The following is a 13,265-nucleotide window of genomic DNA, read 5'->3' on the forward strand; positions in this document are numbered from 1 at the left end:
CTGTTACCCTCGGACGAGCCGCGTGACCCGAGACAGAACACCGGTGTTGTCAGCCGCTGTTTCAGTGTCGCGTCGTGCATCTTCGATGATACTGGGCTCATCTATCCAATTCTGGAACCTGTTTGCGCTTTCAAACTGGACCGCCGGCCCGTAAATATTGGCCCGGATGTGGGCTGGCGTGGCCTTCTGGAACTCCCAGCACTGCTGCTGATCCAGATTCGCGGAGAAATCAGCGATAACACGCCCGTCGTCCTTGAAATCGAGTTCACACAGCCCGTCGGACAGTGCACTGATCCACTTCCGTCGTCCCGGGTCGTGTTCCTGCTCGGCGGGTTTCTCCAGCGGCACGTACTCCGGTGGTTCCTTCTCGGCATACGCGTACAGCTCCGCGAACACGTCCCGAGCATCCGCGAGCCGATCGGACTGGTCTGGAAGCGAGATATCCCGTTGCAAGAACAGGTGGGCGAACCACGGAAACAAGTTACAGCTGTCCGCCTGGCCCGCGATCTGCGCGGCGGCTTCCCGTTCGTCCTTCTCCAGTTCGGAGAAGTTGACGTTGAAATCCAGCGTCTTCATCCGGGTCCGGAGTTCGGATTTGGGTTTCGTCGAGTCGTTCGAGGAGAAGATGAACGTCGGCATCTGGATGGAGCCGTCCCACTTCCCCTCCCAGTACGACTTGATGATGTCCCGGTCGATCTTCGACTTCGCCACGTCGTCGACGATGTACGGGAAAACAGTGTCCGACGCACGAGCACGCTCGATGTTGTTTTTGACGAAATCATCACCGGTCGTGACCTCCTGCACGTACCCGTTCGAGATGAGCCGCGCCCCGAACCGCAGGAACATACCCTTCCCGCTGTCGTTGTCGCCGTGAAGGAACAGGAACGGCAGGTCCTTGTCTAGCTCCGCAGATTCGTATTCGGCGTAGTGGTGGGCGCAGTAGTTAGCGAACGGAGCCCAGCAGAAGTAGATAACACCCTCATAGAAGTGCGCCCGCGTTTCCTTCGTCGTTCGCGTTTCGCCGAACTCGCCGACCGTTTCGACGTACTGCTCGATCAGGTCAAGCGCGTCGGCGACTTCCTGCGGGTCATCCGGAAGAGGGGCTGTTAATTCGAGGACGGAGTCATCAACCCGAAGCCCGACCGTCTTCTCTTCCTTTTCGACATTGAGGTCGGGGTATCCGGTGAACGTCTCTTTGTACCGTGCGATACCAGCGGGTGTCGCCACGATTTCACCGTCGTTGATACGGATGTTATTGGCGGATAGCGTGTCGTCCAGATTCGAGATGGCGTCTTCGAGACCTTGCGGGGAGAGGCGCACACGCTTTTCCGGACTGATCTCTGTTGGGTCGGTATCCGTATCTTCGGCGGAGAACACCGCTTTCTCTGCTTCTTCAGCGTCGGTGACGACGTTGTACGTATTGACTTGGTCGTCGTCAACCGCTTCGTCGAGCCGGGCGTTCAGCTCGGCGACCGGGTCGTCACTGAACTCGTCTCCGCCCAGCCAGATGTCGTAGATCTTCGCCTCTTCTTCTGCCGTGTCGGCGTCCTCGATCTCCTCGGTGAGGTCTTCCATGAACGGCGTCGCGTAGTCCTTGTGGAACGCGTAGAGTCGTTCGAACCACTCGTCAACTGGCGTGTCGCCGTCGGTACGCCAGGCCATGTTGACGTTGGTTTGTTTGCTCCCCTGCCAGGCCTGCTTGGAGAGATTCGCCGACCCACAGATGAGTGTACGAGACCCGTCCTGATTCTCGACGATGTAGAGCTTCGTGTGGAGGAGGACACGCGCGGAATCTACGGTGTGAATGAGGAGATCACCGTCTCGCCGCAGCGACTCCAGTTGCGCGGCGATTTTCTTTGCGTTGTTCGTGTTCTTCAGCGACCGTCGGTAATCGTCGTGCTGGTTGTCCCCGACGATTACCTCCAGAGAATCCACCGCGAGGTCCCGGTTCTGAAACATCTTGTAGATGAACGCCGGGGACTGACTGTACGTGACGCAGTAGACGTGCTGGGCGTCACCGAAGTAGTTCAGAAAACTGTCCCATGATTTGTCAGCAGCCATCTCCAGGTCGGCGGCGCTGCCGTCATCGAACTCGACTGTTGCTTCGAATTCAGTCTTGGTCATACGAGGGTTACCGGTTTGTTGACGGGTGTGTGAGTGGTTGCGTGGATCTGTACTGGCGCATGGTCAGATGTACGGGACACCGCGGATGACGCTCCCCTTGGTGAGGTAGCCCTTCATGGCGAAGTCGGCGCACTTGTCGGCGTAGTACGTGGTGATGGGAAGCCGGGTGGACCGGCTCAGCGACCCGACGTGCGATTCAGACAGCCAGTAGGTTTGTTCCGCGAGCGTGTCGAGGTCTGTCGATCCGTGGCGTTTCACGATCTGCAGCGGCCGCGGCGTACCAGGACTGCCCTCCTTCCCACCGGTCGTGGTCAGGTAGGAGTGGTCGCCGTTGTGGACGTGGAAGGCGACGCCTTTGTCCGCGATATCGAACCGTGATTTCGACTCGTCGTACTCGGCGATACGGGGGTTCCCGGATTTCCGGATCTCGATGAGATCGAACCGCTGGATGAGATCCCGGGCTTTGTCGAGACGGTTGATGAGGCTCTCGACGTCGAGGTAGAACTTCCCGTCCCGATGGATGACCACGTGCCGCGGCGGTCGGCCTTCCTCTTCGGCGAAGATTTCCAGGACGTGCTTGATGACGTTCGCTACGTCGTCCTCGTCGAACGTCTCGCCAGCCTGCTTCGTGACAGCCTCCGACGCGAGGATGGTTCCGTCGGCCATGATGACGTTCGCAGCCGCGCCGAGGTGTTGCTTGGTCGCGTGGTCGTACGTCACGTCGAGACCGACGAACGCGTCAACGTCCCCAGGGACGTCGTCGATTCGCCACGGCACGCCGCCCGCTTTCCCGATGAGGGACGAGCAGATGTTCCCGCGGTAGTTGCCGTTGCCGAGATTGTCGACGGAGATCATCTGACTCGGCACGCCGAGTTGGCCGAGCCGCCGCTTGAACTCGGGATACGGGTCATCGTAGTCCGCTGCCGCAGCCTCATCTGCATCCGGCACGACGATCAGTGCCGCATCGTAGTCACTCGCTTTCTGCGCGTGCTGGGAGTAGTGGAACTCCGAGCCCAGTTCATACGTCTCTTCGTCGAATGCAGTCGGACTCGCGCCGTAGTCTGCAAGTTTATTGAGCAGCGTGAGGACATACCGGTGAGCCGGATCTTTCTCTTCCTCGGGATACAGCGCGATGATGTCGAACGGCTCTGGGGGCTTGTACACGTCGTACCCCTTTCGTTCGAGTCCACCGGCACCGTAGAACCCGGTCTGTCCACCCCCGAATCGAAGATTCGGCCGGTTCCGTATCTGGTGTTCTCGGTACCCGGCGTTCGTGGGTTGCGGGACGGGGTCGAAGCCGAAGTACGGGGTCGGGCCGAGCAGGTCGACGAACGACGTGACGACGTTGAATCGTTCCTCGGGTTTCATCCGGCTCTCGTTGTGGATGACGTTCAGGAACGCGTCATCGACGCGCCCCAACTGGTCGAACGTCGGGATGACCTTGCAGTACGCCAGGAGCTGCGGGAAGATCGAATCCTCGTCGCTCCCGTACTGCAGATCAGCAATGATCGGGTCGCCGGCCCGCATCGAATCGATGACGTCCTGGTCGACGTGCTTCTCGTGGTACTCCGACATCGGGACGCCCGGTCCGTCCAGCACATCATCGTAGTCCATGTCGATGATCTCCTTGACCGTCGCCGTGCGCGCACTGTCGTACAGGTCCGTGTCGTGCTCGACGGTCACCTCGGCGATGTCGTGTCCGCGTTGCACCCACTCGGCGGCGGAGAACGTCGATTCTAGATGGTACGCGACGTTCACGCCGCAAATCACGGTCCCGTCAGCATCGACGCGAATCCGACACTTGTACTTCCGATAGGCTTCGAACAACCCGCTGTTCGCGGTCCGCTGCGGGGTGGGCTCGATGATCGAATCGATCCCGGACACCTCGAAGCGACCAGCGACGGCTCGCTTCACGTCCTGCTTAACGAACTCCTGGAGTGGTCCGTCGTCCGTGTACGAGCGCGCTTCCAGTGTCGTCTCGCCCTGGTGCACTGGCTTGACGGTGTACCCGTGAATCGAGATCGTACCGTGGAGTTTCTCGGTCGCGTAGATACGCCGCCGGGACGCATCGGCCGTCGTCACGGGACTCCCGGTCCGTGACTGGTAGTAGTTCGCCGCTTTCGCCGTGAACCCCTCAATCCCGTTCGTGAAATCGTCAGGGTCAATTCCGCCACTCCCGGTCGCCCGGAGTTCGTACTCGTGGACCGGTAGCTCCGGCAGCGACCCGAGTTCGAACTGCAGCAAGTAATTCCCGTCTGAGAGCGGCTGTTGATGTAGGAGCTCGCCGCCACCATCAGCTGTCGGCCGCGAACTACCATCGACCTCGCTTCCGCGAACGAATTCCTCGTGATCGGACGCATCCGATGTCGCCGCGGCAGCATCACTCGAACCCCTCTCCCCTGACTGCCCGACCGGTTCTTCCGAGGGTACACTACCGGGTGACTCGTCGTTCCCGGCAGCTGCGGGAGGGTCGTCTAACAGCGTGACGGTGAGATCATACCCCGGATTGAGTTGCATCTCACCCCGGAACTCGTTCCCGACGACGTTCTCCAGGAGATACCACTCCCCGATCTCCCACTCGAAGTCCGCGACGTCGCTGTTGTGGAATACTGTCAGATCTACCGCTGCGCCGTCGACGTCCTCCAGATGGATTTTCCGAGCGATGGCATCGTGCTCCCACTCGTCAATCCCCGTGACGCGCAGCGCGATGTCGATCTCTTCCCCATCCTCGATATCGGCCTTGACTGCCATCTACGCCGACCAACGGACGCCCAGAATAAATAGCTTTCCACTAGATGAATCTCAAACACGGTAAATAAGCGATAGCGTAAATCAACTCCAATAAAGCGCCTCATCGCGTCAATGAGGTACTTCAGAGGTAGTATCGAACGACACCGAGAGTCGATAATCTGCTACACTGGGCCTGAGAGACGGCAGAACCATAGTAGAATCTGAATAACGACATTGAGATGCGTGAATATTTGTACTAGCCCATAATAATCGTCTCTATGCTTGGGACAGGGAGCGCAGAAGAGTTCATCGACGACGCCGAACACCACAACCAGTGGTGGAGTGACGGCACCTCTCCAGAACTCTCACAAGCCACAGAACTTACTCCTCGATCTGATTTCCACCGCGTTCTTAAAACGACGAACACCCACTACGCTGACGGCGTCGAGAGCCTCGTCTACGCAATTCACGGCCAGACCGGCATCGGCAAAACCACCCTTCTCCACCAACTCGTCGCAGCACTCCTCAACACAACAGACCTCCCGCACGAAAACACAGACCTCGAACTCACCTCCGCAATCGAACCGCGGCAAATACTCTACATCCCCTTAGAAGACTCCCTATACCAGCTCGAACGCGCAGGCGACGGCATCAAACGTCTCAGCCAGGTCATCGACTACTTCCAGACGCACGTCGCACCCCGTCAAGGAGAAAAATTCATCCTCCTCGACGATGTCCAAGCCCTTGACCTCAATGAGGATCGGAAAGCGGAGCTACTCGACCTCGTCGACGAGAACACGTACGTATTCCTGACCGGCATCGTCGAATCTCAAGTCGATCTCTCCACTACCAAATCCACCGACGACGTCGAGGAATTCGAACTGTGGCCGATCCTCCCGATGAAATTCATCGACACCGTTCAAATCGGCGCAGGCCTCGGAGTCGATTTCGATGACGAATTCCGAACCCGACTTCAACAGTACCAATCATCAGACTTAGACGGCCCATCGCCGATCAAGACGATTCGAACTGGGCTGTCCGGAAGAGATTCCGAAACCAGTCTCGACACCGCAGTTGAGACACTCTCAGAACTCTGCTTCGGCATCTTCGACGCGGACGACCGCGATAATCTTCACGACGCCGCGCGCGCATACCTGCGCATGGGCGGCACTCTCCATCAGACAGACGACCTAACGATCCGGAACGAACTCTCCAAATCTCACTTCCTACTCTTCCTCTATAAAGAGCTCGCCAAGTACCGGTCCATCCAACAACCCGAAAACCTCCACCGCCTCAGCGCTATCGCTGCCACCAACGCCGGTGAAGAACTCCAGTACACAGCCCTCAGCGACCAGATCGGCGTCGACAGGCGAACCGTCGATAGCTACCTCGATGTTCTTGATGAGGGGATCGCTGTCACTGAATCGCACGACTACTCCCTGCGACGCTACCGCCGCACCCGCCTGTATCTCCGCAATCCACGTCACCTCGTGCTCCTCTCCCAACGACAGGAACACCACGGCTTCGAAGGCTACCAACGGCAAGACACGCTAAACCACGAATTCGAGTACAAACTCGCCCGCACCGTCGCCTTCGACCACGCCAAACGCCTTGCATACACCGTCGGAGCATACGACGTCGAATACACAGAAACCGAATCCGGCCTCATTGACTATATCCTCCACCGCAACGGACACGTCCTCCCCTTCATCCTCTCCTACCATCCACACACTGGTAACGCCAAAACAATCGCCGAAGACTTCGACCCTGACTCCGGCCAGCATACCGAAGCCGACAGTGAAGAACTCCGAGAATTAGACTACCAGGCACCGTACCGGTTCATCATCACCGACAGCCTGTCAAAGCAAGTCAGAGAGGACGAATCATTGATTGTTGAGAACGGTGACACCAATATTTGCTATCTGCCATATTGGTTGTTCTTGCTCATCTGTTGATTTCGGGAGACTCTCCCACGTCCTCAGGAATGCGCACGCTGAGTGCTATATGGAATAGCTGACGGAGGACAAAGTACTTATTCCGGATGGGTGACATTGTGTTACGGTAATAGATGTCACAGGCTCGCACAACAGACGAATTACTGACCGAGATCCGGGGGGAATGCCTCGGTGCATACCGAAGTCAACCAGGTCGGATTGACGGGGATATCGGGAACGAGTCTGAGAATCAAAGTAACTACCACGGCCGGTTTATCTACGAATTAGTTCAGAACGCTGATGACGTCTTAGACGACCGGGAAAACCAGCGGGCTAGGTTTGAGTTGCACGATGATCGATTATACATGGCTCATACAGGCGCACCGTTTACTGAGGAGAACGTTAGAGCACTGTGTATCCTCGGGAAGAGCTCAAAGAGCGACGAGTACGCAACTATTGGACAGAAAGGACGAGGTTTCACGTCCGTCTTAGAAGTCACGAATTCCCCAGCAGCGTACTCCACGACGTACGACTTCCAGTTTGATAGGCAAACTGCGTACGAGACAATATGCTCTGAGTTGGAATTAGATCGTTCATTAAAGCCAAGTGACATACCCGTACTAACTATACCCTTTCTCCCTGATGATCGCCCTCCGCGTGTACAGGAACTCTTAGCTGATGAATCACCGTTCACAACGGTGTTCGAATTTGAACTACGGGATGGGCGCTACGAGACGATCAAACAGCGTCTAGCTGATCTTAATCCCCAAATCATGCTCTTCCTTCGGAATTTGGAGCAGCTGGAAATCGTAATTGACGGAGATGAGTTAGTTTGGGAATTGAGCCGGTCCTCAATCGATGCGGATCTGGATAAGAACGTCACGAGCTCAAAAATCGACATAAGCTGTGATGGGACCCGTGCAGAGTGGGGTCCCGATGCGGAACAGCACCGCTACATCAAATTTCGCAAGGCAGAAATTCCGGTCACGCATCGAGAAGGACTCGAAGGACCTCATTGGGAGTCCGTTGAATTCACAGAAATCGGTGTAGCGCTTCGGTATGAAGAACGGAAGGACAAAGTGCATCTCCAACCGTTCGACACAGCTCCAAACATCCACTTGTTTCTACCCACAGAAGAACCAAGCCCGTTCCCGCTGCTGATCAATGGAGCATTCAAGCCTGATAGTTCACGGACCGGGATTCCTGTCGTAGACGAGCAAGATGGATACAACGCGTTTCTACTGGACGAGCTCGCGGAATTAATCGCGTCAGACGTACTTGAGTACGCAACGGGCACTGGGACAACAGTCGATGAGTTCCTTTCATGTATCCAGTATCACAACGACGCGCTGTCTCGTGATGCGCCGGCGTACCTCGCCTCAGCACTTGCAGATGAGTTTTGGGAGACACGCTTTCTCCCAGTTGTTGACGACGAGCTAGCGTGTCGAGTGTCAGAGGACAGGTATTCGCCCTCAGAACTGATTCTCCCGTACTCACACGAGAACGCCCGCTGGATCGGGTCTGAGATTGCGTCCCTCTATGGCGGTGGTGAAGTCCCAAACGAAATCGATCCGCAAACAAGGCGCTTCCCAGCAGTAGCTCTCCTTGAAGACGCCAGTATTCACACGCTTCAATCACTCGGGGTTGAAAGCCTGAACGCCGACGAAGTACCGTTGGTACTTGCTGCAGCGCCTGCCATGCGGACCACGATTCGATCGTTTGACCATGTCGGGTTTCGCCGCAAAGTTGATCCGGTATTGTACGTTCTCACCGGCATTGAGTCCGTCGCCAGTGATACCGAAGTCAGGGATCGGTTCCTTGAAGCCTGTATAGAGGAACCCGTCTTCCCGGTCTCGGTAACTGACGATGGTCAAATCAACCGCGTTTCAACCAAGTCCGTTAACTTACTCTTCCCGCCAGAAAACTTCGAGCTTCAGGTCGAGCTGACCGGAGTTCAGTTCCTCGCCCCACAAATCTATCGTCCAGAGGGATGGACTCGTCCTCGTGGTGAACACGGAGACACCGATGACTTCCAATCGGAACTGGCCTCAATCTGGAGTATCGAAACGTTCGATTTCCAGTCGTTCGCACAGGCGGTCATTCTTCCACGACTTCCCCGAAGCAGAATACCGGTCGGTGATATTTCTGACCTGAAATCAATCTCGCAACTTCGTGTCCTACGGGAACTTGCCGGGGAGACAGTGAAACCCTCGAATCCGCTCGTCCACGAACCTCGGAAGGAAGAGGAGCTATACCGGCTCTGTATGCTCCCAGTCCCGACCAAGAACCACGGGTGGGAGCCGGCTTACAAAGTTTACTTCGGCGAGGACTGGTTTGATGAGTCATTCCCAGATTGGGCATCGCCACTTCCTGTTCTCGATGCAGCGCGCGATGTAGACCCACCAGTTCTAGCCGCACCCGAAGTACTCCTCACGGACGCGGAACTCGATGCGGAGGCTGAGGCGACAGGGACGGACGAGGAAACGACTGTTCGTGACGCGTGGTTCTCCTTCTTCCAGTGGCTCGGGGTTACACCGCACCTACGACTCACGCCGCTATTCAATCCTGAAGAAGAACGTGAATACGGGGCGACAGCCGATCTCGGCCGTCCTTCAGAAAAACATCCAACGTTAGGTGCACTCCATCAGTCAACGTGGGATCGCTTCCGGGAGCAACTGCAAAAGGCCGTCGACGACAGCACTGCTAGTGACCGAAACAACCTGTCAATTTACCGTGCCAACCGCTTGGAGTTCTGGCCGGCAATCCGCGATGCTGCCGAGGCCGATGAAACCGTTGCTATTCGATTGTTCTGCCATCTCGCATACTGGTGGGAGATGCGGTACAGTGAGGCGACAGCTGTCGGTGTCGGCGGTCACTCTGTCAGTGCTAATCAGGTCGCCAGTCGAAACAAGGGGGTCCCCAACTCGACCGAACGCTACCCCCTCGGACGAAATCTCTGGTTATGGGAACTCCGAGAAACCGATTGGTGCCCCTCTATCCACGGCCAGTACAAGCCACCGCGAGTCTGGCAGCGAACCGGTTCGCTAATCGAGCAGTTCACGATTGACCAGCAGGGGACAGTCCTCCTTCCTGTCCTCCACAACGGTATCGAAACACGCATTGGTAATCCTCCAGATGCGCTGTGCCAGTCACTCGGTATCCGAGCCACGATCGCCAGCAGTGATTTCCAACCTGCAGATGCAGAACTCGTCTGTCAGTTGCTGGCGAAGCGAGCAGACATGATGACTGATTCAGAGATCGATGACGCGTTGCCTACAATTCGGACCGCGTATCGAGAACTGGCGATGGTAATGCCGTCACGGCAGAAGCGTGATCCGCCGGAAGCCTGGCAGGAGAGTGCGAGTGACCTCGCGTCGACATCTGTCGTCTGTGAAGTTTCCGATGGTGAGTACGAACTTCGTGCCGCTGAGCATGCGTTCTATGTCACTTCTCGTGGCGAACGCCAACAAATACCGCTTTCCGACCCGCCCGTATTCATTCTTCAGGAAAATGAGGCGGGTGCGTATGGTCGATACTTCGGCATGCAGCCACTACTGGACGCTGTCGAGACAGAACTCCCAGATCCCGATTCCAGTCGCCGCGACGAACTGACGGCGAACGTTCAGACCTTTCTTACAGAACGCACGGACGCGATCCGGTGTCTACTCTCGCGTGACCGACCGTCACAACGAGCGGAGGATGCTGATAGACTTGACCGCTTCATCGATGAGGTCACGGTAGTAGATACGTTGGACGTTGTATACCGACTGGAGGAGTACAGTGAGCGAGCAGAGCCCCCGTGGTTCATTCAATCACCCGAACGCGCCGGTGCACGACGTACTCCCTATATCCGCGCCTCCGGTGACGGTGTTCGGGGCATGATGGACACCGTTGCCAAGGCACTTTGTGAGTTTCTCGACTATCCGAATATCGGCGATGTCGTTCTCGTTTTCCAGACGGACTCAGAGCTGGAACGAGAGCGTCGACTTGACCTGCTAGACGCTCCCCGTGATTTGCTTGATGAATCCGCAATCGGGAACCGCGACAGTTCGATTGGTTTAGGAAGCGTTAGTGATGATGACGCAGGTGACATCCCTGGGCAACCGGGACTCTCCCTGCCTGGACAGGATGCCTCGCCAGGAGGCACGCAGGGCGAGAGTGATGATGCGACCCGTACTCAGGGTACAGATACCGATCCTGCTGAACAGCTGTGGGATCCGGACGAGTTGACGATCACCCTTGAAGACGGGACCGAAATCGAAGGTGCAGGCGTCGACGGTGGGATAGTCACGAACGGAGAAGGGTCCAGAAATAGCGGGTCAAACGGTGGCTCTCAAGCAAATACGTCATCCTCTCCAGGATTAGGTGGAATTCGAGAGGCGATTAATCAAGTTGGCCGGGAAATTGCGTATAGTTTCGAATGTTCACGGCTACAAGCCGAAACCGGCGTGGACGACCCGGAGGAGTACGTGTTTCACGTTGATGATCGCTCTCACATGGTACGAGCACGGAGAGGTGTCAAATCGAAACCCGTTCTCGACTGGCTCACCCGTGACATTGATCTCGACTTCACATATCCCGGATTCGACATCCTCACTGTTCACCCCGATAGCAACGACACTAACCCCAAAGTTGACCGTCTCATCGAGGTCAAATCACAAAAGGGAGATGGTGATGTTTCAATTTCCTTGAACGAATGGAATACCGCAACGCACACCGAACTACAGGAGAATTACTATCTGTACGTCGTTGCAGATCTCGGACTAGACTCCTCCGGCTACCCGTTCATTCGAACCATTCAAAACCCGTCGGAAATCCTCCGAGCTAAACCGGAGGAACAGACCTCGATCTCGCTAACGGTGAACACAAAGCGTTTCTCGAAGGGAGGCACCGTCAAAGAACTACCTTTGAGTCAGACTGAGTAGCTCATCAAGGAGGCATTCAGAGTGCAGTTTAATGATAGCTGAGCAAGAGTAACGGTCATAATGGCAGCTACACTCACCGAACCTAACGTTCTCGCTGCTGCGAAGGACACTCTTTACCCTGATCTCGATACGAGAACAGACCATTACGCTGTCACGGAAACCCAGTTCACGAAACCATCGTGGGGCGGGTGGAAGATCCCTCACGAATTACATCGTCGCCTAGCGCCGTACAACACCATTCGACTCATGGACGGGGAACCTGATCTCCTCGGCGTTGGGATGCCTGCTCTCGAAGTCCTGAACGCCGACGCCGCAACAACCCCAGTCACGGTAATCGAAGCGAAAGGCGACAACAACGACCCGAGTGCTGCCGATGTCCGGCGCGGCATCAACCAGGCGCATGGCCACTTGTCCGAAGTCAACATTGGGTACGTTGCCGCCCCAATCCAAAGCATCACCGACCAGGCACGCGCACTGGCCAGAGACCTCAACATCGGCGTCATCGGTGTCGAAAGCCCGTACGACGCAACGCTCATCGAACCTGCTCGCGTCACCGGCGTCGGCGACTTCTCCACCACTATCGACGCAATCCGGTTCCAAGCCACAACGCATCGACTCACCGAAGGCAGCTTCCCGGTAAACCATCCAAAGAACTACCTCGGCTACGCACTCGCCCTCGCTGCAGATGGCGATACGCCTGACGTGTACTCCGAGTACGTAATCAACAGCGTACCAGGCGGCCGCCGCGGCGCAATCCTCCTCGGTCTCGTTGATAATCGGCCTGACGGAGAGATACTCACGCACCTCGGTGCAGAAGTCGTCCGCTTTGCCCGCGCCCAACACGGGACCGTCGATACAGCACTCGACGAATTCGTCTCTTGGAAAGGACGATCCACACCATTCACCGACCTTGCTCCCCGCTGGGCACAACTCGCCCGCTCAGTCGCCATCCAGTACGAGCCAACGCAACTCATCATCGAAGCACTCGAACGCCTCCACCAACGCGGCATCAAACCCGCCACCATCGACGCCGTCGTTCGAGAAGCCTGCCGCATCAACCAACCACTCGCCGTGGAAGTCTTCTTCACCCAATCCAGGCGCGAAGACGTGCTCACCGCCGACGGTGACATCGACGAATCAGAGCTTACCGATCCGACCGTGTACAAATCGGGCATTCACTTCCAGTTCAAATACCACCTTCGGCACCTCGGACTGCTCACTGAAGGTGGGACTGATGACAAGGGCGAAGTCCTATCGAACGAGTGGGCGGTAAATCAAGCGGTCGGACTCTGACTGTCTCACTCTTCACCTGACTTACTCACCTCGGTGATGAGATTCCCGAACCGTCGGAGCAAGACTTCTGCATTCTCCTTAGTTGTCGTCGGCTGGTACTGCCCATCTTCGTACTCTGCCAGTTGGATGCTTGGGTGAGCCGTACGTGTTTAGCCCCGATGAATTTCGCCACTATCTCGTAATAGGCGACCAATCGGGGGGATATGTACCCTCAGCAAGGGCTAATTGATTTTTTCCAGGGATGGTCTCCGCTCGGAGA

At 56.6% G+C, this 13,265-nt stretch carries 5 protein-coding genes; 3 read left to right on the forward strand and 2 right to left on the reverse strand.

Annotation, left to right across the window (positions count from 1 at the left end):
* Positions 1-3: 3 nt before the first annotated feature.
* Together D1409_RS08275 and D1409_RS08280 are read right to left on the reverse strand one after the other, a co-directional pair.
* A complete protein-coding gene (locus tag D1409_RS08275) occupies positions 4-2,124 on the reverse strand; it encodes a phospholipase D-like domain-containing protein (RefSeq protein ID WP_123535915.1) in 2,121 nt (706 codons plus the stop codon).
* Positions 2,125-2,187: 63 nt separating this feature from the next.
* Positions 2,188-4,875: a Piwi domain-containing protein gene (locus D1409_RS08280; RefSeq protein WP_123535917.1), complete on the reverse strand. Its 2,688-nt coding sequence runs from the start codon at positions 4,873-4,875 to the stop codon at positions 2,188-2,190.
* 257 nt (positions 4,876-5,132) lie between these two features.
* Between D1409_RS08280 and D1409_RS08285 the strand changes: the two genes are divergently transcribed.
* The 3 genes from D1409_RS08285 (at position 5,133) to D1409_RS08295 (ending at position 13,006) form a co-directional block, all read left to right on the forward strand.
* Positions 5,133-6,809 carry an AAA family ATPase gene (locus D1409_RS08285; RefSeq protein WP_123535919.1) on the forward strand — a complete coding sequence of 559 codons (1,677 nt, stop codon included), beginning with the start codon at positions 5,133-5,135 and terminating at the stop codon, positions 6,807-6,809.
* A 113-nt stretch (positions 6,810-6,922) separates the two neighbouring features.
* The gene (locus D1409_RS08290) at positions 6,923-11,713 is read left to right on the forward strand and encodes a DUF3883 domain-containing protein (RefSeq protein ID WP_123535921.1); all 4,791 of its coding nucleotides are present in this window, start codon (positions 6,923-6,925) and stop codon (positions 11,711-11,713) included.
* Positions 11,714-11,773: 60 nt separating this feature from the next.
* Positions 11,774-13,006: a hypothetical protein gene (locus D1409_RS08295; RefSeq protein WP_123535923.1), complete on the forward strand. Its 1,233-nt coding sequence runs from the start codon at positions 11,774-11,776 to the stop codon at positions 13,004-13,006.
* Positions 13,007-13,265 lie beyond the last annotated feature (259 nt).

This window comes from Halosimplex salinum, from assembly GCF_003730195.1.
Lineage (GTDB): Archaea > Halobacteriota > Halobacteria > Halobacteriales > Haloarculaceae > Halosimplex > Halosimplex salinum.

What these genes read in the sequence shown, in the direction of transcription:
- D1409_RS08275 (WP_123535915.1), bottom strand. Translation starts at nt 2,124, where the DNA reads ATGACCAAGACTGAATTCGAAGCAACAGTCGAGTTCGATGACGGCAGC.
- D1409_RS08280 (WP_123535917.1), bottom strand. Translation starts at nt 4,875, where the DNA reads ATGGCAGTCAAGGCCGATATCGAGGATGGGGAAGAGATCGACATCGCG.
- D1409_RS08285 (WP_123535919.1), top strand. Translation starts at nt 5,133, where the DNA reads ATGCTTGGGACAGGGAGCGCAGAAGAGTTCATCGACGACGCCGAACAC.
- D1409_RS08295 (WP_123535923.1), top strand. Translation starts at nt 11,774, where the DNA reads ATGGCAGCTACACTCACCGAACCTAACGTTCTCGCTGCTGCGAAGGAC.
- D1409_RS08290 (WP_123535921.1), top strand. Translation starts at nt 6,923, where the DNA reads ATGTCACAGGCTCGCACAACAGACGAATTACTGACCGAGATCCGGGGG.